A 25,595-nucleotide genomic window follows, 5' to 3' on the forward strand; every position below is an offset into this window, starting at 1 on the left:
CCGACACCACGCACAGAGCGGCGCCCGCCCCGGAGAGGGACGGGCGCCGCTTCACGACGTTCGGACGTCAGTCCTGCACGGCGGCCTTCAGCTGCTCCACCCGGTCGGTGCGCTCCCAGGTGAAGTCCGGCAGCTCACGGCCGAAGTGGCCGTACGCGGCGGTCTGGGAGTAGATCGGGCGCAGCAGGTCCAGGTCGCGGATGATCGCGGCGGGACGCAGGTCGAAGACCTCGGAGACGGCCTTCTGGATGGTGAGGACCGGCACGGTCTCGGTGCCGAAGGTCTCCACGAAGAGGCCGACCGGCTCGGCCTTGCCGATCGCGTACGCGACCTGCACCTCGGCGCGGCGGGCGAGGCCGGCGGCGACGATGTTCTTCGCCACCCAGCGCATCGCGTACGCGGCCGAGCGGTCCACCTTGGACGGGTCCTTGCCGGAGAAGGCGCCGCCGCCGTGGCGGGCCATGCCGCCGTAGGTGTCGATGATGATCTTGCGGCCGGTGAGGCCGGCGTCGCCCATCGGGCCGCCGATCTCGAAGCGGCCGGTCGGGTTGACCAGCAGGCGGTAGCCGTCGGTGGTCAGCTTGATGCCCTGCTCGGCCAGCGCCTTCAGCTCCGGCTCGACCACGAACTCGCGGATGTCCGGGGTGAGCAGCGACTCCAGGTCGATGTCGCTGGCGTGCTGGGTGGAGACGACCACGGTGTCGAGGCGGACGGCCTTGTCGCCGTCGTACTCGATGGTGACCTGGGTCTTGCCGTCGGGGCGCAGGTAGGGGATGGTCCCGTTCTTGCGGACCTCGGTCAGCCGGCGCGAGAGGCGGTGCGCCAGGGTGATCGGGAGCGGCATGAGCTCGGGGGTCTCGTCGGAGGCGTAGCCGAACATCAGGCCCTGGTCGCCGGCGCCCTGCTTGTCCAGGTCGTCGGTGTCGTCGCCCTGGGCGGAGCCCTCGACGCGTGCCTCGTACGCGGTGTCGACACCCTGCGCGATGTCGGGCGACTGGGCGCCGATGGACACCGACACGCCGCAGGAGGCGCCGTCGAAGCCCTTCTTGGAGCTGTCGTACCCGATCTCCAGGATCTTGTCCCGGACGAGCTGGGCGATCGGGGCGTACGCCTTGGTCGTCACCTCGCCGGCCACGTGCACCTGGCCGGTGGTGATGAGCGTCTCCACGGCGACCCGGGAGGTCGGGTCCTCGCGCAGGAGAGCGTCAAGGATGGTGTCGCTGATCTGGTCAGCGATCTTGTCGGGGTGTCCCTCGGTGACGGACTCCGAGGTGAACAGGCGGCGAGACACAGCGCTCCCTGGGGTTGCAGCGGCTGCTGACTGAAGGTCCCGGGTGGACCGGGAACTCCGGAAAGACTTGATTCCTGGAGTCTAACCGGCTGCCTCCGTCGAACGTCACCCGCTTCAGGATTTCTCGACCGTTCCCCAGGCGCTTCCGATCAGTTGCCGCTCAGTTGCCGACCGTTTCCAGCCGCTTTGCGACCAGGTCCCAGACCACGTCCGCCAGCGCCTCCTTCGGGCCCACCGGAACGGCCGTCTCACTGCCGTCCGAGCCGAGGACGACGGCCTCGTTGACGTCCGTGCCGAAGGCCTTGCCGTTGCCCACCTCGTTGACGACGAGCAGGTCGCACCCCTTGCGGACGAGCTTGGCGCGGCCGTTGGCGAGCACGTCGTCGGTCTCCGCCGCGAAACCGACGACGAGTTGGCCCGAACGGGGCCGGTGGGCCGACAGCTCGGCCAGGATGTCGGGATTGCGGACCAGCGCGACCGGCGCCGGCTCCACCCCCGCCACCTTCTTGATCTTGCCGGTCGCGTACTCGGCGGGGCGGAAGTCAGCCACGGCCGCGGCCATCACCACGGCGTCCGCGTCCGCGGCGGCCTTGAGGGCCGCCTCCCGCAGCTCCAGCGCGGTCGACACGTGCACCACGTCCACCCCGGCCGGGTCCGGCAGCTCGGCGTTGGCCGAGAGCAGGGTCACCCGGGCCCCGCGCGCCGCGGCCGTCACGGCGAGCGCGTAGCCCTGCTTGCCGGAGGAACGGTTGCCGAGGAAGCGCACCGGGTCCAGCGGCTCCCGGGTGCCGCCGGCCGAGACCACGACGTGCCGGCCCGCCAGGTCGTGCGCCACCGCGCCGCCGCGGCGCAGCACGGCCCGGCAGGCGTCGAAGATCGCGGACGGCTCGGGCAGCCGCCCCTTGCCGGTGTCCTTGCCGGTGAGCCGCCCGACAGCCGGCTCCAGCACGATCACGCCCCGGCGGCGCAGCGTGGCGACGTTGTCCCGGGTGGCCGGGTGCTCCCACATCTCGGTGTGCATGGCGGGCGCCAGGACGACCGGGCAACGGGCGGTGAGCAGGGTGTTGGTCAACAGGTCGTCGGCCAGGCCGTGCGCGGCCTTGGCGATCAGGTCGGCGGTGGCGGGGGCGACCACGACCAGGTCGGCCTGCTGCCCGATCCGCACGTGCGGCACCTCGTGCACGCGCTCCCAGGTCTCGGTGGCGGCCGGGCGCCCGGACAGCGCGGCCCAGGTCGCCTCGCCGACGAAGTGCAGCGCGGCCTCAGTGGGCACCACGGTGACCTGGTGGCCGGACTCGGTGAACCGGCGCAGCAGCTCGCAGGCCTTGTAGGCGGCGATCCCGCCGCTCACGCCGAGGGCCACCCGCGGGGCGTCCGCAGTCACGCTCATGAACCGACCTCTCTCCGCACCGGGAACGCGCCCACCCTACGGCCCCTCAGCCGCCACCCGCACGGTGCCCCACCCCGCCCCCAAAACCACGCCCCGAGCCCGCACCCAAACCCGCCAGCGCCCCAACCCACCAGCACCCCGGTGGAACGCCGAAGGGCCCAGCGGAAACGATTCCGCCGGGCCCTTCCGGAAACAACAACCGCCTCAGGCGGCCTCGATCGCCTCGGCGGTCAGCATGCCCGCGTTGATCTCGCGCAGCGCGATCGACAGCGGCTTCTCGTGCACGTGGGTGTCGACCAGCGGGCCGACGTACTCCAGCAGGCCCTCACCGAGCTGCGAGTAGTACGCGTTGATCTGGCGCGCGCGCTTGGCGGCGTAGATCACGAGGCTGTACTTGGAGTCGGTGGCCTCAAGCAGCTCGTCGATCGGCGGGTTGATGATGCCCTCGGGCGCGGTCATGGAAGAGGACACGCGAAAACCTTCCGAAAGGGTGGAAAAGACACAGACAGGTCAGGCTACTCCGAGCAAGGCTAGCAGTTCGGCCGCTACCTGCTCGACGGAGGTGTTGACAAGGGTCGTGTCGAACTCGGGCTCGGCGGCGAGCTCGATCTTGGCGGCGGCCAGCCGCTTCTCGATCACGTCCTGCGGCTCGGTGCCCCGGCCGGTCAGCCGGCGGACCAGCTCGTCCCAGCTCGGCGGGGCCAGGAAGACCAGCTGCGCCTCGGGCATCGACCCCCGCACCTGCCGGGCACCCTGCAGGTCGATCTCCAGCAGCACGGGTTCGCCGCGCTCCAGCTTCTCCAGCACGGCCGCACGCGGGGTGCCGTAGCGGTTCCCCGCGAACTCGGCCCATTCCAGCAGTTCGCCGTTGGCGACCAGCTTGTCGAACTCGTCGTTGTCGACGAAGTGGTACTGGACCCCGTTCTTCTCGCCGGGCCTCGGGTGGCGGGTCGTCGCCGACACCGAGAGCCAGACCTCGGGGTGCATCTTCCTCATATGAGCGACGACCGTGCTCTTGCCGACCCCCGAGGGGCCGGAGAGCACGGTCAGCCGCGGACGCTCACTCATGCACCGATTATCCCGGATCGCGGACGATCCTGGGACCACCGGGGCACGGTCAGGCGGCACCCCCGCCGAACTCCCGCTCCAGGGAGGCGATCTGGTTCGTACCGAGCCCGCGGACACGCCTGCTCTCGCTGATGCCGAGCCGCTCCATGATCTGCTTGGCGCGCACCTTGCCGACGCCCGGAAGGGACTCCAGCAGGGCCGAGACCTTCATCTTGCCGATCACGTCGTTGTCAGCCTTGCCGGCCTTGATCACCTCGTGCAGCGAGGCGCCGGAGTGCTTGAGCCGGTTCTTGACCTCGGCGCGCTCCCGGCGAGCCTCGGCGGCCTTGGCGAGCGCGGCGGTGCGCTGTTCAGGGGTAAGGGGCGGAAGAGCCACGCCGTTCACCTCAGGGTGTGGATGGAAGGAATTGAGCTAGGACTGGTTTGGTGCCCAGGACACCGTCCGCAAGGAGAACCACAGGGCCCTGACCTGCGGGAGCCACGAAAATCGGGGCTCGCCGATGACCTATCGCCGGACACTACCCGCATTGCGGCGCCACGTCAGGAAAAGAACACGAAAAGTCCTGGTCAGCCAAGGCCGACCAGGACTTTCCCGGGCAAAATGACCGCGATTGCGAGACTTTGACAGGCCCGATGTGACGGCGCTCACGTCAACTCCTCGACGGCGCCGCCGTCCTGCGCACACTCCACAGGGTCACCGGGCGGCTACCAGGGCGGCGCCGGCCGCAATCCGGCGGCGCCTGCCGCTCGTTGGGGGCGCTACTTGACGGCGTCCGCGAACTCGCCGGCGAAGCGGTCCGCCGCCGCCCGCAGCGCCGTCACCGAGGGGCCGTGCTTGAGCACGTCCCGGCTGACGCTCGGCACCACGTTGATCACCGAGCCGCCGAACACCCGCGGCAGGTCCGCCATGGTCGCGCCCTGGGCGCCGATGCCGGGGGCCAGCAGCGGGCCGTTGATGGCCAGCTCCACGCCGGCGTCGGCCAGCGTCGCACCGACCACCGCGCCGAAGGAGCCCAGCGGGGCGGCGCCCGCGTTCTCGGCCGCCAGCTGCCGCAGCACCGAGGCCGCGACCGGTTCGCCGTCCGCCCCCACCGCGCGCTGCACCTCGGCGCCCTCCGGGTTGGAGGTGAGCGCCAGCGCGAAGACGCCGCAGCCCTGCTCTCGGGCCAGGTCCAGGGCGGGGCGCAGCGAGCCGAAGCCGAGGTACGGGCTGACCGTCACGGCGTCCGAGAACAGCGGGCTGCCGGGCGACAGGAAGGCCTCGGCGTAGGCGGCCATGGTGGAGCCGATGTCGCCGCGCTTGGCGTCCATCAGGACCAGCGCGCCGGCCGCCCGGGCCTCCGCGACGGCCTCCTCCAGCACCGCGATGCCCTTGCTGCCGAAGCGCTCGAAGAAGGCGGCCTGCGGCTTGAGCACGGCGACCCGGTCGGCCAGCGCCTCGACCACGGTGCGGGTGAAGGTCTCCAGCCCGGTGAGGTCGTCGCCGAGCCCCCAGGCGGCGAGCAGCGAGGCGTGCGGGTCGATGCCGACGCAGAGCTGGCCGCGGGTGTCGAGGGCGTGGCGCAGTCGGGCGCCGAACGGGGCGAGGGTCATGTCGTCCTTTCCGAGGGTCGTACGGGTCGTTCCGGTGGCCGCGGTGGTCACGAGTCGCGCGTGGCGCTGCCGACGGCCGCCGCCAGGTCGCGGTAGCCCGCGGCCCGGAGCCGGGCCGACAGGCCCTGGTGGATCCGTCGGCACCAGAAGGGGCCCTCGTAGATGAAGGCGCTGTAGCCCTGGACCAGGTCGGCGCCGTGGATGATCCGCTGCCAGGCGTCCTCGGCGGTCTCGATGCCGCCGACCGAGACCAGGGTCAGCCGGCCGTCGGTACGGGCACGCAGCCGCTGCAGGACCTCCAGGGCGCGGGCCTTGAGCGGGGCGCCGGATAGGCCGCCCATGCCGATCTCCTCGACCCGCCCGGCGTCGGTGCGCAGGCCCTCGCGGCCGATGGTGGTGTTGGTGGCGATGATGCCGTCCAGGCCGAGCTCCAGGGCGAGGTCGGCGACCGCGTCGACGTCCTCGTCGGCCAGGTCGGGGGCGATCTTGACGAGCAGCGGCACGTGGTGCGCGGTGGTGCGGTCGGCGGCCTCGCGGACGGCGGCGAGCAGCGGCCGCAGGTGGTCCACGGCCTGCAGGTTGCGCAGCCCGGGGGTGTTCGGCGAGCTGACGTTGACCACCAGGTAGTCGGCGTACTTCGCCAGCCGCTCGGTGGACTTGACGTAGTCGGCGACGGCGTCGGCCTCCTCGACCACCTTGGTCTTGCCGATGTTGACGCCGATCACCGGGGTGGAGCTGGTGTGCGGGCGGGCGGCCAGCCGGGCGGCGACCCGGGCCGAGCCCTGGTTGTTGAAGCCCATCCGGTTGATCAGCGCGCGGTCCTCGACCAGGCGGAACAGCCGGGGTGCGGGGTTGCCGGGCTGGGGTTCGCCGGTGATGGTGCCGATCTCGACGTGGTCGAAGCCGAGCATGGCCAGGCCGTCGATGCCGACGCCGTTCTTGTCGAAGCCGGCCGCGAGGCCGAACGGGCCGGGCAGGTCGAGGCCGAGGGCGGTGGTGCGCAGGGCCCGGTCGCGCGGGGCGAGCACCAGCCGGACCAGGGTGCGCAGGCCGGGCACCGAGGAGGCGAGCCGGATCCAGAAGAAGGCCAGGTGGTGGGCCTTCTCGGGGTCCATCTTCTTGAAGACCAGGTCGAACAGAAGCTTGTACAAGGGGGGTCAACTCCCGGAGCGGCGAGCGGATTCGGACACAGGAGTGGGGGGCACCCGACTGGCTTCGGTGCCCCCCACTGCGGTGGTGCTACTTGCGGCCGGCGTTGATCAGCTCGGCGTGCTCCTGGAGCGACATCACTCCGACCTCGTCGCGCAGCAGCCGGTCGATGCCCTGGACGGCCGCGCCCATCGCCTGGACGGTGGTCAGGCAGGGCACCGCGCGGGCCACGGCCGCGGTGCGGATCTCGTAGCCGTCGAGGCGGCCACCGGTGCCGTACGGCGTGTTGATGATGAGGTCGACCTCACCGTCGTGGATCAGCTGGACGATGGTCTTCTCGCCGTTCGGGCCCTCGCCCTCGCTGTGCTTGCGCACCAGCGTGGACGGGATGCCGCCGCGCTGCAGCACCTCGGCGGTGCCGGCGGTGGCGAGCACCTCGAAGCCGAGGCTGACCAGCGCGCGGGCCGGGAAGACCAGGTTGCGCTTGTCGCGGTTGGCGACCGAGACGAAGACCTTGCCCTTGGTCGGCAGCGCGCCGTAGGCGCCGGCCTGGGCCTTGGCGTACGCGGTGCCGAAGACCTTGTCGATGCCCATGACCTCACCGGTCGAGCGCATCTCCGGGCCGAGCACGGTGTCCACGCCGCGGCCGTGCACGTCGCGGAAGCGGCTCCACGGCATCACGGCCTCCTTGACCGCGATCGGCGCGTCGGCGGGCAGCGTGCCGCCGTCGCCCTCGGCCGGGAGCAGGCCCTCGGCGCGCAGTTCGGCGATGGTCGCGCCGAGGGAGACCCGGGCGGCGGCCTTGGCCAGCGGCACCGCGGTCGCCTTGGAGGTGAACGGGACGGTCCGGGAGGCGCGCGGGTTGGCTTCCAGGACGTAGAGGATGTCGCCGGAGAGGGCGAACTGGATGTTGATCAGACCGCGGACGCCGACACCGCGCGCGATGGCCTCGGTGGAGGCGCGCAGGCGCTTGATGTCGTGGCCGCCGAGGGTGATCGGGGGCAGCGCGCAGGCGGAGTCGCCGGAGTGGATGCCGGCTTCCTCGATGTGCTCCATGACGCCGCCGAGGTAGAGCTCGGTGCCGTCGTAGAGCGCGTCGACGTCGATCTCCACCGCGTCGTCCAGGAAGCGGTCGATGAGCACCGGGTGCTCGGAGATCAGGCCGGCGTGCCGCTCCAGGTAGGAGGCGAGCGAGACCTCGTCGTAGACGATCTCCATGCCGCGGCCGCCGAGCACGTAGGACGGGCGGGCGAGGACGGGGTAGCCGATCTCGTCCGCGATGGCCTTGGCCTCGTCGAAGGAGAACGCGGTGCCGTGCTTGGGCGCGGGCAGGCCGGCGTCGCGCAGGACGCGGCCGAAGGCGCCGCGCTCCTCGGCGAGGTCGATCGCCTCGGGCTGGGTGCCGACGATCGGCACGCCGTTGTCCTTGAGCGCCTGGGCCAGGCCGAGCGGGGTCTGGCCGCCGAGCTGGACGATCACGCCGGCGAGCGGTCCGGCCTGCTGCTCGGCGTGGACGATCTCCAGCGCGTCCTCCAGGGTGAGCGGCTCGAAGTAGAGCCGGTCGGAGGTGTCGTAGTCGGTGGAGACGGTCTCCGGGTTGCAGTTGACCATGACGGTCTCGTACCCGGCCTCGGCGAGCGCGAAGGAGGCGTGCACGCAGGAGTAGTCGAACTCGATGCCCTGGCCGATGCGGTTCGGGCCGGAGCCCAGGATGATCACGGCGGGCTTGGTGCGCGGGGCGACCTCGTTCTCCTCGTCGTAGGACGAGTAGAAGTACGGGGTCTTGGCGGCGAACTCGGCGGCGCAGGTGTCGACGGTCTTGAACACCGGGCGGATGCCGAGGGCGTGGCGCACCTCGCGGACGACGTCCGGCTTCAGGCCGCGGATCTCGCCGATCTGCTGGTCGGAGAAGCCGTGCCGCTTGGCGTGGCGCAGCAGTTCCGGGGTGAGCTCGGCGGCCTCGGCCAGCTCGGTGGCGATCTCGTCCAGCAGGAAGAGCTGGTCGACGAACCACGGGTCGATCTTGGTGGCCTCGAACACCTCCTCCGGGGTGGCGCCGGCCCGGATCGCGTCCATCACGGTGTTGATCCGGCCGTCGGTGGGCACGCCCGCCTTGGCCAGCAGCTCGGCCTTCCCGCCGACCGGGCTGGTCCAGGAGAACTGGGAGCCCTTCTTCTCCAGCGAGCGCAGGGCCTTCTGCAGCGCCTCGGGGAAGTTGCGGCCGAGGGCCATGGCCTCGCCGACCGACTTCATGGTGGTGGTCAGCGTGGCGTCGGCGCTCGGGAACTTCTCGAACGCGAAGCGCGGCACCTTGACCACGACGTAGTCGAGGGTGGGCTCGAAGGAGGCCGGGGTCTCCTCGGTGATGTCGTTGGGGATCTCGTCCAGGGTGTAGCCGACGGCCAGCTTGGCGGCGATCTTGGCGATCGGGAAGCCGGTGGCCTTGGAGGCGAGCGCCGAGGAGCGGGACACCCGCGGGTTCATCTCGATGACGATGACCCGGCCGTCGTCGGGGTTGACGGCGAACTGGATGTTGCAGCCGCCGGTGTCGACGCCGACCTCGCGGATGACGGCGATGCCGATGTCGCGCAGGGTCTGGTACTCGCGGTCGGTGAGGGTCATCGCCGGGGCGACGGTGATCGAGTCACCGGTGTGCACGCCCATCGGGTCGAAGTTCTCGATGGAGCAGACGACCACGACGTTGTCCTGCTTGTCGCGCATCAGCTCCAGCTCGTACTCCTTCCAGCCGAGGATGGACTCCTCCAGGAGCACCTCGGTGGTCGGCGAGAGGGTCAGGCCCTGGCCGGCGATGCGGCGCAGGTCCTCCTCGTCGTGGGCGAAGCCGGAGCCGGCGCCGCCCATGGTGAAGGAGGGACGGACGACGACCGGGTAGCCGCCGAGCGTGTCGACGCCGGCCAGCACCTCGTCCATGGTGTGGCAGATGACCGAGCGGGCGGACTCGCCGTGGCCGATCTTGGCGTGGACGGCCTCGACGACGCCCTTGAAGAGCTCGCGGTCCTCGCCCTTGTTGATCGCCTCGACGTCGGCGCCGATCAGTTCGACGCCGTACTTGTCCAGCGTGCCGGCGGCGTGCAGGGAGATCGCGGTGTTGAGCGCGGTCTGCCCGCCCAGGGTCGGCAGCAGCGCGTCGGGGCGCTCCTTGGCGATGATCTTCTCGACGAACTCCGGGGTGATCGGCTCGACGTAGGTGGCGTCGGCGATCTCCGGGTCGGTCATGATCGTGGCCGGGTTGGAGTTGACCAGGATCACCCGCAGGCCCTCGGCCTTGAGGACCCGGCAGGCCTGCGTACCCGAGTAGTCGAACTCGGCGGCCTGGCCGATCACGATCGGACCGGAGCCGATCACCAGGACGGACTTGATGTCAGTGCGCTTAGGCACGCTGGCCCTCCATGAGCTTCACGCTCTGCTTGTCGTCGCCCCGCATGAGCTCGACGAACCGGTCGAAGAGGTAGGCCGCGTCGTGCGGGCCTGCCGCGGCTTCGGGGTGGTACTGCACGCTGAAGGCGGGGACGTCGAGCGCCTGCAGGCCCTCGACCACGTCGTCGTTCAGGCAGACGTGGGAGACCTCGACCCGCCCGTACGGGGTGTCGCTCACCTTGTCCAGCGGCGCGTTCACGGCGAAGCCGTGGTTGTGGGCGGTCACCTCGACCTTGCCGGTGGTGCGGTCCTGCACCGGCTGGTTGATGCCGCGGTGGCCGTACTTGAGCTTGTAGGTGCCGAAGCCCAGCGCGCGGCCGAGGATCTGGTTGCCGAAGCAGATCCCGAAGAACGGGGTCCTGCGCTCCAGCACGCCCTGCGCGACGGCGACCTGGTGGTCGGCGGTGGCCGGGTCGCCCGGGCCGTTGGAGAAGAAGACGCCGTCCGGCTCGACCGCGTAGACGTCCTCCAGCGTGGCGTTGGCGGGCAGCACGTGCACCTCGATGCCGCGCTCGGCCATCCGCTGCGGGGTCATCGCCTTGATGCCGAGGTCCAGCGCGACGACGGTGAACTTCTTCTCACCGATGGCGGGCACCACGTACGGCTCGGTGGTGGCGACCTCGGCGCACAGGTCGGCGCCCTTCATCTCGGGTGACTGCTGCACCCGGGCGAGCAGGGCGGCCGGGTCGGCCAGGGCCTCGCCGGAGAAGATGCCGCAGCGCATCGCGCCGCGCTCGCGCAGGTGGCGGGTCAGCGCGCGGGTGTCGATGCCGCTGATGCCGACGACGCCCTGGCGGACCAGTTCCTCGTCGAGCGAGCGGCGGGAGCGCCAGTTGGAGGAGACCCGGGCGGGGTCGCGCACGACGTAGCCGGCGACCCAGATCTGCTTGGACTCGTCGTCCTCGTCGTTCCAGCCGGTGTTGCCGATCTGCGGGGCGGTCATCACGACCACCTGGCGGTGGTACGACGGGTCGGTCAGGGTCTCCTGGTAGCCGGACATGCCGGTGTTGAAGACGGCCTCGCCGAAGGTCTCGCCGGTCGCGCCGTAGGCCTGGCCGCGGAAGGTCCGGCCGTCCTCCAGGACGAGCACGGCGGCAGCACGATCCGGAAACGCGCGCTCCCGCCGTTGGCGCTGCGTGGTGGGGGCAGGTGCGGTCATCGAGCGGCCTCTTCCGTCATCTTCGTCTTCGTCATCTTCGTCATCTTCGTCTGCGGCGCCTGCGGCGGCTGCTGCGTCTGCGTGCGGGTGGCAAGGTTGGCGATCGCCTCGACCCAGGCGGCGTGCTCGTCGGGGTGGTCGGCCCGGAAGCCGGAGTCCAGCTCGATGGCGTCCGTGGCGGTCCCCCCGGCCGAGGGCTGGGGCAGGGTCCAGGTGACGACGAGCAGTCCGGACGGGACGACCTTGCCGGCGATCCCGGAGTCCGTGCGGGCCCCGGTGAGGTGCGCGGCCGGGATCCAGAGGTCGACGTCACCGGGGCGCCGGACGAGCAGGCCGTCCTCGCCGAGGGTGAGGTCGGCCCGGCTGCGGGTGCCCAGGCCGTGCGCGACGACCCGGTCGAGCCAGTTCCCGGCGGTGGTCGTGCCGTGGTACCGGCCGCTGGTCTCCAGGATGGCGCGCCCGGCACCGGCCGGCACCGCGGGCAGCGGCGGGATGCCGGACTGCAGGGTGCGGCGCCAGTTCCACCCCTGGCGCATCAGCCAGTACACGAGGCCGATCACGATCAGCAGGCCGACGGACCAGCCGATGTACCCGGGCCAGTTGGTGACCTTCGCCTGCTCCTTGGCGAGTGTGGCGTAGTGCATCACACCGAGCCGTCCTGCTCGGCCGGCTCGCCGGCCAGCACGGTGGCGCGCCCGCGCAGGAAGGTGGCGTGCACCCGTCCCGGCAGGTCCAGGCCCTTGTAGGGGGTGTTGCGGCTGCGGGTGGCGAAGCTGTCCGGGTTCACGGCTCCACGGTACGCGGGATCGAAGAGCACCAGGTTGGCGGGCTCACCCACCGAGATCGGCCGGCCGTGCCCGGTGAGGCGGCCGATCCGGGCCGGGCGGTGGGACATCCGGTCGGCGACGCCCTCCCAGTTCAGCAGGCCGGTGTCGACCATGGTCTGCTGCACGACGGACAGCGCGGTCTCCAGGCCGACCATGCCCATCGCGGCCACGGCCCACTCGCAGTCCTTGTCCTCGGCCGGGTGCGGCGCGTGGTCGGTGGCGACGGCGTCGATGGTGCCGTCGGCCAGCGCCTTGCGCAGCGCCTGGACGTCCTCGGCGGTGCGCAGCGGCGGGTTCACCTTGTACACCGGGTCGTAGGAGCGGACGAGCTCGTCGGTGAGCAGCAGGTGGTGCGGGGTCACCTCGGCGGTGACGTCCCACCCCTTGGCCTTGGCCCAGCGGACGATCTCCACGGAGCCGGCCGTGGAGAGGTGGCAGACGTGCAGCCGGGAGCCGACGTGCGCGGCGAGCAGCACGTCGCGGGCGATGATCGCCTCCTCGGCGACGGCCGGCCAGCCGCCGAGCCCGAGCTCGCCGGAGACCTGGCCCTCGTTCATCTGGGCGCCCTCGGTGAGCCGCGGCTCCTGGGCGTGCTGGGCGACGACGCCGTCGAAGGCCTTGACGTACTCCAGGGCGCGGCGCATCAGCACCGCGTCGTCCACGCACTTGCCGTCGTCGGAGAAGACCCGGACGTTCGCGGCGGACTCGTGCATCGCGCCGAGCTCGGCGAGCTTCTTGCCCTCCAGGCCGACGGTGACGGCGCCGACCGGCTGCACGTCGCAGTAGCCGGCCTCCTGGCCGAGCCGCCAAACCTGCTCGACCACGCCGGCGGTGTCGGCCACCGGGGTGGTGTTGGCCATCGCGTGGACGGCGGTGAAGCCGCCCATCGCGGCGGCGCGGGTGCCGGTGAGCACGGTCTCGGCGTCCTCGCGGCCGGGCTCGCGCAGGTGGGTGTGCAGGTCGACCAGGCCGGGCAGGGCGATCAGCCCGGTGGCGTCGATCTCGATGTCCGCCTCGGCCGCCAGGCCGGTGCCGATCTCCTTGATCACGCCGTCGGCGAGGAGGAGGTCCTGCGGGGCGCCGCCCAGGATCTGAGCGTTGCGGATCAGGTAGCTGGTCACTGAGCGGTCTCCACGGAGTCGGTGCGGGGGGAGTCGGTGGGCCCGTCGGCGAAGACGGCCCCGCCGAGCAGCAGGTAGAGGACGGCCATCCGGACGGAGACGCCGTTGGCGACCTGCTCGACCGCGGTGCAGCGCGGCGAGTCGGCGACCTCGGCGGTGATCTCCATGCCCCGGACCATCGGGCCGGGGTGCATCACGATGGCGTGCTCCGGCAGCTGGGTCATCCGGAGGCCGTTCATGCCGTAGCGGCGGCTGTACTCGCGCTCGGTCGGGAAGAACGCGGCGTTCATCCGCTCGCGCTGCACCCGCAGCATCATCAGCGCGTCCGTCTTGGGCAGCACGCTGTCCAGGTCGTAGCTGATCTCGCAGGGCCAGTTCTCGATGCCGATCGGCAGCAGCGTCGGCGGGGCGACGAAGGTGACCTGCGCACCGAGGGTGGTCAGCAGGTGCACGTTGGAGCGGGCGACCCGGCTGTGCAGGACGTCGCCGACGATCGTCACCCGGCGGCCCGCCAGCCCCTGCCGGAGGGCGCCGGCCGGCGCTCCCGGGTTGAGGTGGCGACGCATGGTGAAGGCGTCGAGCAGCGCCTGGGTGGGGTGCTCGTGGGTGCCGTCACCGGCGTTGATCACACTGCCGTGCAGCCAGTCGGACTGGGCCAGCCGGGCTGGCGCGCCGGAGGCGTGGTGGCGGATGACCACCGCGTCGGCCCCCATGGCCTGCAGGGTCAGCGCGGTGTCCTTGAGGCTCTCGCCCTTGGAGACCGAGGAGCCCTTGGCGGAGAAGTTGATGACGTCGGCCGAGAGGCGCTTCTCGGCGACCTCGAAGGAGGTCTTGGTCCGGGTGGAGTCCTCGAAGAAGAGGTTGACGACGGTGCGGCCGCGCAGCGTGGGCAGCTTCTTGACGGCCCGGCCGGAGAGCTGGGCCAGCTCCTCGGCGGTGTCCAGGATCAGCAGCGCGTCGTCGCGGCTGAGATCGGCGGCGGAGACGAGGTGGCGCTTCACGCGGGCTACTCCGGGAGGTGCGATTCGGTGGGCTTGGCGGCGGTGGCCTGCGTGCCCTGTTCAGTGCGCGCAGGTCGCGACGCGGCGGCGTGGTCCCGGTCACCGACCAGCACGGCGTCCACGCCGTCGCTGTCGGACAGGCGCACCTGCACGGCCTCGCGCAGCGAGGTGGGGAGGTTCTTGCCCACGTAATCGGCGCGGATCGGCAGCTCGCGGTGGCCGCGGTCGACGAGGACGGCGAGCTGGACGGCGCGGGGGCGGCCGATGTCGTTCAGCGCGTCGAGTGCGGCGCGGATGGTGCGGCCGGAGAAGAGCACGTCGTCGACGAGCACGACGAGCTTGCCGTCGATGCCGCCGGGCGGGATCTCGGTGTGCTCCAGGGCGCGGGCGGGCTTCAGCCGCAGGTCGTCCCGGTACATGGTGATGTCCAGGGTGCCCAGCGGGATCTCGCGCCCGGTGATCTGCGCCAGCCTGGCGTGCAGGCGGCGGGCGAGGTGGACGCCCCTGGTGTGGATGCCGAGCAGCACGACGTCCTCCGCGCCCTTGGCGCGCTCGACGATCTCGTGCGCTATCCGGGTGACGACCCGGGCGATGTCCGTGCCGTCCAGCACCTGGTGCGGCGGTCGCGGAGTCTGTTCCTGGTGTGCGGTCATGCCGAAGCGGACCTCCTTCCCCGCCTCACTGGACGGGCCTTAAAGGATGTCTGGGACGGCCCCCGCCGAGTCGGCGTGGGCTTCGGGCCATCCTAGCAGTGCGCTGGGCGGCAAACAGAAGTCCACCATTCCGCTTCCCGGGGTTAACACCCCGGACGCGCCGACGATGCGGGCCATTCGCACGACTGCCCCATTCGGCTTGACGCAACTACCTTACTCTACGTAACCTCACAGTGAGTTACGAGACGCACGTCGAACCCACCGGTAACGGCGGCGGCAACGCCCGTGACCCACCACTGAACGCGAAGCAATCTCGTCCGGGGAGATCAATGTCCAGCGACTACGCGAAGCAACTCGGAGGCAAGCTCCGAGCGATCCGCACTCAGCAGGGTCTCTCCCTGCACGGTGTCGAGGAGAAGTCCCAGGGGCGCTGGAAGGCAGTCGTCGTCGGCTCGTACGAGCGCGGCGACCGTGCGGTCACCGTGCAGCGGCTGGCCGAGCTGGCGGAGTTCTACGGCGTCCCGGTGCAGGAGCTGCTGCCCGGCGGCACCCCCGGTGGCGCGGCCGAGCCGCCGCCGCGCCTGGTCCTCGACCTGGAGAGACTGACCCAGGTCCCGTCCGAGAAGGCCGGCCCGCTGCAGCGCTACGCGGCGACCATCCAGAGCCAGCGCGGCGACTACAACGGCAAGGTGCTGTCGATCCGCCAGGACGACCTGCGCACCCTGGCCGTCATCTACGACCAGTCGCCGTCGATCCTCACCGAGCAGCTGATCTCCTGGGGCGTGCTGAACCCCGACGCGCGCCGTGCGGTGCGCGAGGAGGACGCGAGCTGAGGCTCACCGCACCGGCTCCCGCCAGCGGATCCTTACAGGCGCCGGCACTCGCTTCGCCGGTGCCGGCACGCAGAAACGTCACGGCGCGGCACCCCGGTCCCGGGGGCCGCGCCGCGGTGTGTCCGGGACGCCCGCCGGGGTGTCAGCAGACCGTGCCCAGGCTGTAGCCGGGCTGGGCCGCCACCCCGTCCAGCCGGACCGGCCGCGCCGCCGGCGCCCAGTCCTGGCCACCGCTCGACCAGGCCCAGGAGGCCGGCAGGTACTCCCCGCAGGAGGCGGCCGAGCCCTGCGAGCCGTGCAGCACCGCGACGCCCGGCAGCTCCAGCGCCAGCCCGGCGCACAGCACCGCGCAGACCAGCTCCAGGTCCTCGTCGTTGATCCGCACCACGCCGTCCTCCCACTGCAGCACCCGCGCCGCCGCGGTCAGCGGCCCGCCGGGCGCGTCCACCCGCAGGCGCAGCTCGTACACGCCGGCGCCCGCGCCGACCAGCATCCGCCGGAACACCTCGCCGCCGCGCTGGTAGGCGGCGCGCACCCAGCGGGTGTGCTCCTCGTCCTGCTCGTCCGCGCCCCCGTACAGGCCGCCGTCGAGCAGCAGGTCGACGTGGCAGAGCGTCAGGCCGTTCTCGCGGGCCCGCATCAGGCGCGGGACGAAGTCCCCGGCCAGCTCCTCGCCCTGGTAGGCGAGCAGTTGGGCCTGCAGCGGCGGGTTGACCAGGTAGCGGTCGCGGGAAGCCGGCTCGGCCGGGTCGAGCCCGTGCAGCAGGCAGAACTCCGCGAAGTCCTGCGGGTGGAACACCCGGGCCCGGACGCTGTCGAACCGCTCCAGCGCGTCGGCCAGCAACTCTGCCGTCTCGGCCAGGTAGCGCTCGTAGTCGGGGGCGTCGGAGATCCCCCAGACCCGGGCCCGCGCGAAGTCGGCGGCGCCGGCCAGCACCCCGATGACGAACGCCTGGTCGGCACCCTCGGCGCCCTCGGCCCGCTGCGGCCGGTGCGGCGCCCGGACCACGGGCCGCGAACCGCCGGCGGTGCAGTCGGAGTTGCGGCGGGCGCGGCCATTTCGAGTCATCGGTGGCTCCTGGCTTCGGCGGGCGGCCGTCGGCGGTGACGGTCGGCGGCGGGTCGCCGCTGACCGTCTTTCTCCCCAGCCGCGCGCGCCGCACACGTACGGCGTGTCACAGGAACGTAACCACCGGTAATAGCACCGGCGGCGGACCTACCGAGGCACCCGGGCCAGCTGGCGGGACTGCGCGACCAGGCGGCCGGACTCGTCCCAGACCTCGGCGTCCTCCTCGAAGTAACCGCCGGCCAGGTTGCGGGTCGCGTGGGTGACGCGCAGCCAGCCCGGGGCGGGCTTGGCGCGCAGGTGGACGGTCAGTTCGACGGTCGGGGCCCAGCCCGGCATGCCGAGGTCGAAGGTGACCGGCGGCAGTGCGTCGGCGACCAGCAGGAGCAGCAGCGGGTCGGGCTCGCGGCCGTCGGCGAGCCGGAACCAGCCCTGGATCCGCCCGTTGCCGGAGGGCTGCCCGAGCGCCCAGCCGACGGTGGCCGGGTCCAGCCGCAGGTCGAAGCGCTCCAGCAGGGCGGCCTGGGCGATCAGTTCCTTGGGCGCGTGCTCCACGCCGATGCACTGGTCCGGCGGCGGCAGCCGCGGCGGCTGCGCGCTGGTGCGCACCTCGCCGTCGGCGCGGGAGAGGTCGCCGTGGCTGGCGATCACGCGCAGCCGTTCGACGCCGTCCTGACTGAGCGAGGCGGTGCCGGTGGAGAGCCCGCGGCCGCTGCGCAGCACCTCGGTGCGGACGGTGGCCGGGCCGGGGGTGGAGGCGGACAGGTAGTAACCGCTGATCGACACCGGATCGGGGTGCGTGTCGTGCTCCAGCGACAGCGCGTGTCCGGCGACGGCCAGCAGCAGCCCGCCGTTGACCCCGCCGCCGATCTGCCAGCCCTCGCCGAGTTCGGCCTCGTAGCGGCCGGGCTCCTCGGGGTGTCTGGTCAGGGCGATGCCCTGGTCGAACTCGCTGCGGATCACGGTGGTCATGGGGGACCTGCCCTTCACGCCTGGTTCCGGACGTCAAGTTACTGACGAGTAGGGCCCCACCCTACGCCGCGCGGGTGAAACGCGCGACGGCCGGGGAACGCCGGACCGGGCCGCGAACCAGGAACGGAGCCGGAAACGCAGAACGGCCGCCGGACCCCGACGTCGGGGTCCGGCGGCCGTCCGCGAGGCACGGCCGGCTACCGGCGGATGCTCGGCTTCAGCTCCATGAAGCGGGCGAGCATGCCGTTGACGAAGGCCGGGGAGTCGTCCGTGGAGAACTCCTTGGCGATCTCGACGGCCTCGTCCAGGACGACCGCGTCCGGGACGCGGTCCTCCCAGATCAGCTCGTACGCGCCGAGCCGCAGGACGTTGCGGTCCACGATCGGCATCCGGTCGAGCGTCCAACCCACCGCGTACTGCGAGATCAGGTCGTCGATGCGACGGGCGTGCTGGACGTACCCCTCGATCAGCTCCATCGTGTACTCGCCGACCTGCGGGGTGCCCTCGTCGGGCTTCGGCTCCCGGGCGCGGGCCACCCAGTCCGCGAGGACCCGCTGCGGGTCGACCCCGCGGTGGTCGGCCTCGAAGAGGATCTGGAAGGCCCTGGTACGGGCCTTGCTGCGTGCGGCCGACACGGACTTACTTCACCCGGCCGAGGTAGCTGCCGTCGCGGGTGTCGACCTTGACCTTCTCACCGGTGGTGACGAAGAGCGGCACCTGGATCTCGGCGCCGGTCTCCAGGGTGGCCGGCTTGGTGCCACCGGTCGAGCGGTCGCCCTGGACGCCCGGCTCGGTCTCGGCGATGGTCAGCTCGACCGCGGCCGGGAGCTCGATGTACAGCACCGCGCCCTCGTTGGTGGCGACGACGGCCTCGAAGCCCTCCAGCAGGTACTTGGCGGCGTCGCCGACGACGGCCGGCTCGATGGTCAGCTGGTCGTAGGTGTCCATGTCCATGAACACGAAGTTCTCGCCGTCCTTGTACGAGAACTGCATGCCCCGCTTGTCGACGTTGGCGGTCTCGACCTTGGTGCCCGCGTTGAAGGTCTTGTCGACGACCTTGCCGGACAGGACCTCCTTGAGCTTGGTCCGCACGAAGGCCGGGCCCTTGCCGGGCTTCACGTGCTGGAACTCGACCACGGACCAGAGCTTGCCGCCCTCCAGCTTGAGGACCATGCCGTTCTTGAGATCGTTCGTGGAAGCCACGGGCGCACTTACTCCTGGATATAGCTGTCAAGGAACCAAGGGGTCGCGTCCTGCCGCCGACGGCCGTCTGGCGGCCGCGGTCACAGGGCGAGGAGCTCCTTGGTGGTGATGGTGAGCAGCTCGGGACCGCCCTCTTCCAGAGGGCGGACGACGAGCGTGTCCTCGATCCGGACACCGCCCCTGCCCGGGAGGTGGACTCCTGGGCCGACGGTGACCGGCACGCGGCTGTCCAGTTTACCCATGTCCGACGGACCGAGGCGCGGCGCCTCCCGGATCTCCAGCCCGATGCCGTGGCCCACCGGGTGCGGGGAGGCCTCGGTGTGGCCCGCGGCCTCCAGGACCTGCCGGACGGCCCGGTCGGGTACGCACTGCTCCACGCCGGGACCGAGCGCCTCCCGGCCGGCCCGCTGGGCGCGGAAGACCAGCCGGTGCAGGTCCACCTGCCAGGGTGCGGGGGCCGCGCCGATCACGAAGGTCCGGGCGGTGGAGACGCCGTAGCCGCGGTACTGGGCGCCCATCACCACGGTCAGGAAGTCCCCCTCCTCCACTCGCCGGTCGGTCGGCTGGTGCGCGGCCTGGCCGGAGTGGCTGCCGGCGCCGACCGACACCGGGAAGGCGGCCCGGTCGGCGCCGTGGTCGATCATCCGGCGCTCCAGCTCCATCGCCAGGTGCCGTTCGGTTCGGCCGACCAGGATCGACTCCAGCAGTTCGCCGAGCGCCTGGTCGGCGATCTCGGCGGCGATCCGCAGGTCCGCGATCTCGTGCTCGTCCTTGACCACCCGCAGCCGCTCGACCACCTGGCCGAGGTCGGCCAGCCGGGCCCGCTCGGCCATGCCCGCCACCGCCCGGTGCCGGCTGACGGTCAGGTCGTGCTCCTCCACCGCCAGGCGCGCCACCCCGAAGCCGGCGGCGGCGGCCGCGGCGGCCAGCGCGGTGTCCGCGCCCGCCGCGACCGGCAGCTGCGTGACGTCCGGGTCGATCAGGTGCTCCCCGGAGTCGTCCGGCGGCAGGTCGTCGGGCAGCGCGAGCAGCGCCCGCTCCCTGGTCAGCAGCAGCGTCGCCCCGCAGGGCGCGCAGCCCGTCAGGTACCGCACGTTCGCCGCCCGGGTGATCAGCGCCGCATCGGCCCCGGCCGCACCGCAGTGCTCCCTCACCCGCTCCCGCCGACCCGCGTACGCATCCGCCATGCGTCGAGCCTACGAACCCCCACCCCAAACCGCCCGCCGAGCACCCCCGATCCGGAGCGCCCTCACGACTCGTGGGGCGTCCAGCGCTTCTCGACCCGGGCGAGCTTCCAGTACGCGATCGCCGCCGCCCAGACCACGACGAACAGCCCGGCGATCGCGTAGCCGACGTTGTCCAACGAGATCTCCGCGATCCAGCCGGTCACCGGGTCGGTCAGGTCGAGCTTCTCGTGCAGCACCCCGACCAGCTCGATGGTGCCGATGACGAAGGCCACCGCGATCGACAGCCCGGTGATGGTCAGGTTGTAGTACACCTTGCGCACCGGGTTGGCGAAGGCCCACTGGTACGCGAAGTTCATGAAGGTCCCGTCCAGCGTGTCGAACAGGCTCATCCCGGCCGCGAACAGCAGCGGCAGGCAGACGATCGCGTACCAGGGCAGCCCGGAGGCCGCACCGGAGCCGGCCATCACCATCAGGGTGACCTCGGTCGCGGTGTCGAAGCCCAGGCCGAGCACCATGCCCACCGGGAACATCTGCCCGGGCCGGGTGATCGAGCGGGTCGCCCGGTTCAGCACCCGGGCCATGAAGCCGCGCGAGTCGAGGTGCGCCTCCAGCTCCGCCTCGTCGTACTGCCCGGCCCGCATCGACCGGAACACCTTCACGATGCCGAGCAGCGCCGCCAGGTTGAGCGCGCCGATCAGGTAGAGGAACACCCCGGAGGTGGTCGTCCCGACCACGCCGAGCCACTTGTGGGTCGCCGACTCGTCGTCCATCAGCGTGTTCGCCAGCTGCGCGCCGCCCGCCACCAGCGCGGCCATCACCACCACCATCGAGGAGTGCCCGAGCGCGAACCAGAAGCCGACCGAGACCGGCCGCTTGCCGTCCGCCATCAGCTTGCGGGTGGTGTTGTCGATCACCGCGATGTGGTCGGCGTCGAAGGCGTGCCGCATGCCGAGGGTGTACGCGGTGATACCCAGGCCCACCCCGAAGACCTGGGTACCGACCGCGTACCGCTCGGGTGCGACCAGGAAGACGAGCGTCCCGAAGGCCACCACGTGCATGGCCAGGATCACCCCCATCAGCCCGGCCGTGCGTACGGTGTCCTCGCGCCGCCACCGGAAGGTGGGCAGCACCGAGGGCACCGCCTTCGCATCCGCGGCGGCGATTTCGGGCAGGGTCATCTCCGGATCACGCTCCAACACCTCGTGGAAACAGTTCGTGAAGTGCCGTGGCCGGTCTCCTGGCTTACGGGACGTCCGGGTCCGCCTTCCCAGGCGCGCGAGGCACCCAGTGGCATCGTGGACACGGACGGCATTCCGTCGAGGACGAAGGAATGACCCGATCACAGTGGCGAGGGCCGCTCCGGACTCCGGCCCCCTGAGGGTCCGTCACCGGTCTTCCCGAGCACCACGGCGGGGAACACCGTAGGGGCCGCGCCCCTACCCATGCAAGGCTGCGCACCTGCGCAGGTGTCCAGGATCACAGGCACCCGCCTGCAAGAATGTCCGCATGCATCTCGTACCGGCCGACCGCGCGGGCCACCGCACCATCGACGGGCACCGGGTCTGCGAGGCCATCGCCGCCATCGGCGACACCGCGCACGTCCGGTCCTGGTCCGAGCGCTTCTCCCTGCTCGCCGACCCGGGGCGGCTCGCCCTGCTGCTCGCCCTCCACCGGGCCGGCCCGCTCGCCGTCACCGACCTCGCGGTCGCCACCGGCATGCGCGACCCCGCCGTCTCCCAGGCCCTGCGGCTGCTCCGCACGGCGGGCGTGGTCAGCGGCGACAAGGACGGACGTGTGGTGCGCTACCAGCTCGTGGACGAGAGCATGCGCCCCCTGCTCGACGAATGCGCCGCCGCCGAGCACCACGAGCCGAGCGCGGCAGCGGGCTGACCGACACTCGGGAAACCGCACCCACGGCGGCCCGGATGAGTACGATCATGGTGTGCCGTCCCACCCCCACGCCTGGCCCGCCGACCGGTGGAACACCCTCCCGGTCAAGGCCCACGTGCTGGCGGTCGCCCGTACCCTCACCTCGGCCACCCGCGTCCTGGACGTCCTCACCCTGCTGAAACCGGACGGCATCGCCCGGTACTTCACCGTCAACCCCGGCTCCGCCTTCGCCGACCGCGCCCTGGACGAATACCTGCGCGGCCTGCCCGGCTTCACCGTGCTGGACTGGGAGGACGCCGTCCGGCACCACTTCGACCTGGCCGTCGCCTGCGCCGTCCACTCCTCCATGCACCGCCTGGACGCCCGCCTCGTCGTCCTCCCGCACGGCGCCGGCTACAACCGCCTGGTGACCGAGTCCACCGGCGACACGACCAGCGCCGCCGGCCTCTCCCGCAACGAACTCACCCACCGCGGAAGGGTGTTCGTCGACGTCCTCGGCCTCTCCCACCCCGAACAGCTGGACCGCCTGCGGACCTCCTGCCCCGAGGCCCTGGACGTCGCCCAGGTCGTCGGCGACCCGTGCTTCGACCGGATGCTGCGCAGCCGGCGCTCCCGCGACGCCTACCGTGCCGCGCTCGGCGCCGTCGACGGCCGCCGCCTCGTCGTCGTCAACTCCACCTGGAGCAAGCACTCGTTACTCGGCCGCCGCCCCGACCTGCCCCAGCGCCTGGTCCGCCGCCTGCCCGCCGACGAGTACACCGTCGCCGTCGTCCTGCACCCCAACATCTGGAGCCGGCACGACCCCGAAGCCCTGCTCGACGACGCCCGCCGGATGGGCCTGCGCCTGGTCCCGCCCCACCGGGGCTGGCAGGCCGCCCTGGTCGCCGCCGACTGCGTGATCGGCGACCACGGCTCGGTCTCCGTCTACAGCGCCGCCCTGGAACGGCCCACCGTGCTCGTCGCCACCGGCGCCGCCGAACTCGACCCGCGCTCCCCCAGCTACGCCTTCGGGCAGGCCGCCCCCGTCCTCGACCCCGACGGCGACCTCGCCGCCCAGCTCGAACAGGCCCTCGCCCGGGATCCCTCCGACCAGGCCGACCTGACCGGCATCACCGACCGCTCGCTCGCCCACCGCGGCGAATCAGCCCGACTGCTGCGCCCGTTGCTCTACTCGTTCCTCGACGGCCTCGACGAACCCGCCCACGAAGCCGTCCTCCCGCCCTACCCCAAGCCCGCGCCCGACCCCGGGGACAGTGCCGGGCCCACCGCGTACGACGTCGAGGGCAAGAGCGACGGCACCGAGGTCAGTCTGCGCCGCTACCCGTTCCAGCCCGACGACCACACCCCGCGCGGCTTCCACGCCCTCACTGACGACCACCCCAACGACGCCCTGCGGTACACCGCCGAAGTCCTCGCCCGCACCGAGCCGCACGCCGAACGCCCGGCCGTCGACTGGCTCACCGCCACCACCGCCGAACTCCCCGGCCTCACCGTCGCGGTGGCCGCCCTCGGCCCCGCCCTCCACCTGCTCCGGCTGCCCGGCGGCCTGCTGCTCGAAGCCCGCGCCGAACGGGACTTCGGCTGCCCCGATCCCGTCCTCGACCCGCTGCTGCTCGGCTCCGCCGTGGCCTGCTGGCTCGCCGACGGCGGCGACCCGGCCGGCCTCCCCGAGCACGGCCTCACCGTCCGCAGCGGCAGGCACCGCACCCGGGTGTCCTTCACCACCGGGCCCTAGCCGGCCAGCTCCCGCAGCCGGGCCCGGCTGCGCTCGGCCAGCTCCGGGTCGTCCAGTTCCGCGGCGAGGGAGACCAGCAGGGTGTGCGCCTGGGCCTCCTTCGCGTACTGGCTCCGCGCCTTCGCCCTCCGGACGCAGTCCTCGGCGTGCGCGACGGCGGGAGCGAGCTGCCCCAGCGCCCGGTGGGCCCGGGCGGTCACCAGCGGCAGCTTCATCAGCATGTCGTCATCCCCGGTGGCACCGGCCTGCGCGGCGGCCCCGGCCAGCACGGTCAGTGCCTCGTCCGGGCGAGCGTCGGCGATCAGTGCCTGCGCCACGTTGTAGCTCTGCACGATCTCGCCGTGCGGGTCGCCCCGGTTCTCCTCCAGGGCCAGCGCGAACCGTTCCACCGCCCGGCCCGGGCGGCCGTCAGCCAGACAGAGCAGGCCGTCCGTCTCGTGCAGCACCCCCGCCACCTGGCGCCTGGTCACCAGCGGCAGCTGCTCCGCCGCCAGCGCCAACTGCTCGGCAGCGAGCGGGTACTCCTTGCGCTCGTAGTGGGCGCGGGCCAGCTGGTTGCGCATCCGGACCACGGCGTCCGGCTGGTTGTCCCAGTGCGCCGACTCGACCCCGAGCCGGTGGGTGGCGATCCAGTCCTGGTAGAGCTTGCGACCGTGGTACAGCGGCCAGAGCGACTCGCACAGGCGCCACACCTCGCCGTGCCAGCCCTGCTCGGCCGCCGCCTCCACCACCGCGCGCAGGTTGGCCCGCTCGGCGTGCAGCCACTCCAGCGCGGCGGCGCCGGACGGGAATCCCGGCAGCCCGTCGCCGCTCGGGTCCTGCAACCGCAGCCGGGGCCCCATCGACCGGTCCGCCCGCGAGGCCCGGCCGCGGAAGTACGCCACCACCCGGGCGAGCAGTTCGGCCCGGTCCGGCAGGTCCCGGACCCGGCCGTAGGCGTGCAGCCGCACCACGTCGTGGGCGCGGAAGCGCTTCTCGGACGTGTCGTCGTCCACCACCTCGTCCACCAGGTGGGTGGCGCGCAGCTCCGACAGCACCCGTGCGGCCCGCTCGATGCCCGCCGCCTGCGCGAGCCCGGCCGACAGGAACGGGCCGGGGTGCACGCCGATCAGGTGGTAGAGCGCCTTGCCCTGCGCCGGCAGCCGCTCGTACACCGCGTCGTAGGTCGGGCCGAGGTCACCGTCCTCGTCGTTCAGCACGGCCAACCTGCCCTCCCGGTCGTGGAGTTCGGCCACCACCTCACCGATCGGCAGGTTCTCGTGGTCCAGCAGCTGGCTGCCGACCACGCTCAGCGCGAGCGGAAGCCCGCCGCACAGCTCGACCAGCGCCGAAAGCTCCTCGTTGGTGCCGTGCTCGGAGCCCGGCCAGGTCCGCACCAGCTCAGCGCCGGCCTCCGGGCTCAGCGGCCCGAGCTGCCGCACCTCGGCGCCGTCCATCCGCAGGGCGGGCAGCCGTCGCCGGCTCGCGACCACCACCAGCCCGCCGGAGGGGAGCAGCGCCCGGACCTCGGCGGCGTGTTCGACGTTGTCCAGGAAGAACAGGCACCGGCGCCCGGCGGTGACCGTCCGGAACTTGGTGAACCGCTCGGCCTCCGCCGCGGGGGACTCGGTGCCGAGCGCGCGCAGGAAGCCCGCCAGCAGCTCCGGCAGATCCACCCCGCTCTGGTGCCGGTAGGCCTGGAGGTCCGCGTAGAGGTCCCCGTCCGGGAAGCGGGCCCGGTGTTCCTCCGTGAACCTGGCGATCAGTTCGGTCTTCCCGACCCCACCGAGGCCGGTGAACACCACCACACCGAGCTCGCCCGTCTCGACCCGGCCCAGGGCGGCGGTCAACGCGGCGAGTTCCGGCTCACGGTTGACGAACGGGCCGTGCGTCCGCCGGACCTGATGCGGTCTCGGCAGCTCCTCGGCCTGGTGGAGGTGCACCGAGCCGATGTGCTGCGCCTGCACCAGGTGGCCGCCCACCGTGGTGTCTGACACGGTGTTGGCCACGTCCCGCCGCTCCATCAGCCTGCTCCCTCCG

The 25,595-nt window shown here is 72.1% G+C and carries 23 protein-coding genes and 1 riboswitch; of the genes, 3 read left to right on the forward strand and 20 right to left on the reverse strand.

Annotated features, from left to right (window positions below):
- Nucleotides 1-67: 67 nt before the first annotated feature.
- The 13 genes from metK to pyrR form a co-directional block, all read right to left on the reverse strand.
- The gene (metK, locus tag AC0B61_RS22425) at nucleotides 68-1,291 is read right to left on the reverse strand and encodes a methionine adenosyltransferase (RefSeq protein WP_471742496.1); all 1,224 of its coding nucleotides are present in this window, start codon (nucleotides 1,289-1,291) and stop codon (nucleotides 68-70) included.
- 160 nt (nucleotides 1,292-1,451) lie between these two features.
- Nucleotides 1,452-2,681 (reverse strand): bifunctional phosphopantothenoylcysteine decarboxylase/phosphopantothenate--cysteine ligase CoaBC, encoded by a 1,230-nt coding sequence (coaBC, locus tag AC0B61_RS22430; protein WP_471742497.1) that lies wholly within the window; start codon nucleotides 2,679-2,681, stop codon nucleotides 1,452-1,454.
- Nucleotides 2,682-2,885: 204 nt separating this feature from the next.
- Complete coding sequence (rpoZ, locus tag AC0B61_RS22435; protein WP_030240625.1) at nucleotides 2,886-3,152, reverse strand: DNA-directed RNA polymerase subunit omega; 267 nt, start codon at nucleotides 3,150-3,152, stop codon at nucleotides 2,886-2,888.
- A 39-nt stretch (nucleotides 3,153-3,191) separates the two neighbouring features.
- Entirely contained in the window at nucleotides 3,192-3,749 is a 558-nt protein-coding gene (gene gmk / locus AC0B61_RS22440; RefSeq protein ID WP_471742498.1) for a guanylate kinase, read from the reverse strand.
- Between the two features lie 49 nt (nucleotides 3,750-3,798).
- Nucleotides 3,799-4,125, reverse strand: a complete 327-nt coding sequence (gene mihF, locus AC0B61_RS22445; protein WP_030056187.1) for an integration host factor, actinobacterial type — start codon at nucleotides 4,123-4,125, stop codon at nucleotides 3,799-3,801.
- A 383-nt stretch (nucleotides 4,126-4,508) separates the two neighbouring features.
- Nucleotides 4,509-5,342 carry an orotidine-5'-phosphate decarboxylase gene (pyrF, locus tag AC0B61_RS22450; protein ID WP_471742499.1) on the reverse strand — a complete coding sequence of 278 codons (834 nt, stop codon included), beginning with the start codon at nucleotides 5,340-5,342 and terminating at the stop codon, nucleotides 4,509-4,511.
- A 47-nt stretch (nucleotides 5,343-5,389) separates the two neighbouring features.
- The gene (locus AC0B61_RS22455) at nucleotides 5,390-6,493 is read right to left on the reverse strand and encodes a quinone-dependent dihydroorotate dehydrogenase (RefSeq protein WP_471742500.1); all 1,104 of its coding nucleotides are present in this window, start codon (nucleotides 6,491-6,493) and stop codon (nucleotides 5,390-5,392) included.
- An 88-nt stretch (nucleotides 6,494-6,581) separates the two neighbouring features.
- Complete coding sequence (carB, locus tag AC0B61_RS22460; RefSeq protein WP_471742501.1) at nucleotides 6,582-9,890, reverse strand: carbamoyl-phosphate synthase large subunit; 3,309 nt, start codon at nucleotides 9,888-9,890, stop codon at nucleotides 6,582-6,584.
- Nucleotides 9,883-11,088: a glutamine-hydrolyzing carbamoyl-phosphate synthase small subunit gene (carA, locus tag AC0B61_RS22465; RefSeq protein ID WP_471742502.1), complete on the reverse strand. Its 1,206-nt coding sequence runs from the start codon at nucleotides 11,086-11,088 to the stop codon at nucleotides 9,883-9,885. The genes carB and carA overlap by 8 nt, the downstream gene beginning before the upstream one ends.
- Entirely contained in the window at nucleotides 11,085-11,732 is a 648-nt protein-coding gene (locus AC0B61_RS22470; RefSeq protein WP_471742503.1) for a PH-like domain-containing protein, read from the reverse strand. Before AC0B61_RS22470 ends, carA begins: the two co-directional genes overlap by 4 nt.
- Nucleotides 11,732-13,036: a dihydroorotase gene (locus tag AC0B61_RS22475; RefSeq protein ID WP_471742504.1), complete on the reverse strand. Its 1,305-nt coding sequence runs from the start codon at nucleotides 13,034-13,036 to the stop codon at nucleotides 11,732-11,734. The genes AC0B61_RS22470 and AC0B61_RS22475 overlap by 1 nt, the downstream gene beginning before the upstream one ends.
- Nucleotides 13,033-14,037: an aspartate carbamoyltransferase catalytic subunit gene (locus tag AC0B61_RS22480; protein WP_471742505.1), complete on the reverse strand. Its 1,005-nt coding sequence runs from the start codon at nucleotides 14,035-14,037 to the stop codon at nucleotides 13,033-13,035. The genes AC0B61_RS22475 and AC0B61_RS22480 overlap by 4 nt, the downstream gene beginning before the upstream one ends.
- Before the next feature lie 5 nt (nucleotides 14,038-14,042).
- A complete protein-coding gene (gene pyrR, locus AC0B61_RS22485) occupies nucleotides 14,043-14,690 on the reverse strand; it encodes a bifunctional pyr operon transcriptional regulator/uracil phosphoribosyltransferase PyrR (protein WP_471742506.1) in 648 nt (215 codons plus the stop codon).
- A gap of 329 nt (nucleotides 14,691-15,019) precedes the next feature.
- Between pyrR and bldD the strand changes: the two genes are divergently transcribed.
- On the forward strand, nucleotides 15,020-15,523 hold the full coding sequence (gene bldD / locus AC0B61_RS22490) for a transcriptional regulator BldD (protein WP_030056198.1): 504 nt from the start codon (nucleotides 15,020-15,022) through the stop codon (nucleotides 15,521-15,523).
- 142 nt (nucleotides 15,524-15,665) lie between these two features.
- Here bldD and AC0B61_RS22495 read toward each other — a convergent pair whose 3' ends face one another.
- The 6 genes from AC0B61_RS22495 to nicT all read right to left on the reverse strand — a co-directional run bounded on the left by AC0B61_RS22495 (nucleotide 15,666) and on the right by nicT (nucleotide 21,129).
- On the reverse strand, nucleotides 15,666-16,592 hold the full coding sequence (locus AC0B61_RS22495) for a hypothetical protein (protein ID WP_471742507.1): 927 nt from the start codon (nucleotides 16,590-16,592) through the stop codon (nucleotides 15,666-15,668).
- A gap of 147 nt (nucleotides 16,593-16,739) precedes the next feature.
- Nucleotides 16,740-17,561: a thioesterase family protein gene (locus AC0B61_RS22500; RefSeq protein WP_471742508.1), complete on the reverse strand. Its 822-nt coding sequence runs from the start codon at nucleotides 17,559-17,561 to the stop codon at nucleotides 16,740-16,742.
- Between the two features lie 197 nt (nucleotides 17,562-17,758).
- Nucleotides 17,759-18,196: a transcription antitermination factor NusB gene (nusB, locus tag AC0B61_RS22505; protein ID WP_471742509.1), complete on the reverse strand. Its 438-nt coding sequence runs from the start codon at nucleotides 18,194-18,196 to the stop codon at nucleotides 17,759-17,761.
- A gap of 4 nt (nucleotides 18,197-18,200) precedes the next feature.
- Nucleotides 18,201-18,764: an elongation factor P gene (gene efp / locus AC0B61_RS22510; protein WP_471742510.1), complete on the reverse strand. Its 564-nt coding sequence runs from the start codon at nucleotides 18,762-18,764 to the stop codon at nucleotides 18,201-18,203.
- An 80-nt stretch (nucleotides 18,765-18,844) separates the two neighbouring features.
- Nucleotides 18,845-19,951, reverse strand: a complete 1,107-nt coding sequence (locus tag AC0B61_RS22515) for a M24 family metallopeptidase (RefSeq protein ID WP_471742511.1) — start codon at nucleotides 19,949-19,951, stop codon at nucleotides 18,845-18,847.
- 62 nt (nucleotides 19,952-20,013) lie between these two features.
- Entirely contained in the window at nucleotides 20,014-21,129 is a 1,116-nt protein-coding gene (nicT, locus tag AC0B61_RS22520; protein ID WP_471742512.1) for a Nickel transporter NicT, read from the reverse strand.
- A 32-nt stretch (nucleotides 21,130-21,161) separates the two neighbouring features.
- Nucleotides 21,162-21,375: riboswitch (cobalamin riboswitch) on the reverse strand.
- A gap of 82 nt (nucleotides 21,376-21,457) precedes the next feature.
- Here nicT and AC0B61_RS22525 point away from each other — a divergent pair.
- Nucleotides 21,458-21,841: an ArsR/SmtB family transcription factor gene (locus AC0B61_RS22525; RefSeq protein WP_471742513.1), complete on the forward strand. Its 384-nt coding sequence runs from the start codon at nucleotides 21,458-21,460 to the stop codon at nucleotides 21,839-21,841.
- Nucleotides 21,842-21,893: 52 nt separating this feature from the next.
- Complete coding sequence (locus AC0B61_RS22530; RefSeq protein WP_471742514.1) at nucleotides 21,894-23,576, forward strand: hypothetical protein; 1,683 nt, start codon at nucleotides 21,894-21,896, stop codon at nucleotides 23,574-23,576.
- Here the strand turns inward: AC0B61_RS22530 and AC0B61_RS22535 are convergent.
- Nucleotides 23,573-25,564, reverse strand: coding sequence for an AAA family ATPase (locus tag AC0B61_RS22535; RefSeq protein ID WP_471742515.1), 1,992 nt, complete (start codon nucleotides 25,562-25,564; stop codon nucleotides 23,573-23,575). The genes AC0B61_RS22530 and AC0B61_RS22535 overlap by 4 nt on opposite strands.
- Nucleotides 25,565-25,595: the final 31 nt, after the last annotated feature.

It is taken from the genome of Kitasatospora sp. NPDC023385, from assembly GCF_055664045.1.

What these genes read in the sequence shown, in the direction of transcription:
- pyrF (WP_471742499.1), bottom strand. Translation starts at nt 5,342, where the DNA reads ATGACCCTCGCCCCGTTCGGCGCCCGACTGCGCCACGCCCTCGACACC.
- carA (WP_471742502.1), bottom strand. Translation starts at nt 11,088, where the DNA reads ATGACCGCACCTGCCCCCACCACGCAGCGCCAACGGCGGGAGCGCGCG.
- bldD (WP_030056198.1), top strand. Translation starts at nt 15,020, where the DNA reads ATGTCCAGCGACTACGCGAAGCAACTCGGAGGCAAGCTCCGAGCGATC.
- pyrR (WP_471742506.1), bottom strand. Translation starts at nt 14,690, where the DNA reads ATGACCGCACACCAGGAACAGACTCCGCGACCGCCGCACCAGGTGCTG.
- AC0B61_RS22525 (WP_471742513.1), top strand. Translation starts at nt 21,458, where the DNA reads ATGCATCTCGTACCGGCCGACCGCGCGGGCCACCGCACCATCGACGGG.
- AC0B61_RS22470 (WP_471742503.1), bottom strand. Translation starts at nt 11,732, where the DNA reads ATGCACTACGCCACACTCGCCAAGGAGCAGGCGAAGGTCACCAACTGG.
- gmk (WP_471742498.1), bottom strand. Translation starts at nt 3,749, where the DNA reads ATGAGTGAGCGTCCGCGGCTGACCGTGCTCTCCGGCCCCTCGGGGGTC.
- AC0B61_RS22515 (WP_471742511.1), bottom strand. Translation starts at nt 19,951, where the DNA reads ATGGCGGATGCGTACGCGGGTCGGCGGGAGCGGGTGAGGGAGCACTGC.
- coaBC (WP_471742497.1), bottom strand. Translation starts at nt 2,681, where the DNA reads ATGAGCGTGACTGCGGACGCCCCGCGGGTGGCCCTCGGCGTGAGCGGC.
- AC0B61_RS22495 (WP_471742507.1), bottom strand. Translation starts at nt 16,592, where the DNA reads ATGACTCGAAATGGCCGCGCCCGCCGCAACTCCGACTGCACCGCCGGC.
- nicT (WP_471742512.1), bottom strand. Translation starts at nt 21,129, where the DNA reads ATGACCCTGCCCGAAATCGCCGCCGCGGATGCGAAGGCGGTGCCCTCG.
- AC0B61_RS22500 (WP_471742508.1), bottom strand. Translation starts at nt 17,561, where the DNA reads ATGACCACCGTGATCCGCAGCGAGTTCGACCAGGGCATCGCCCTGACC.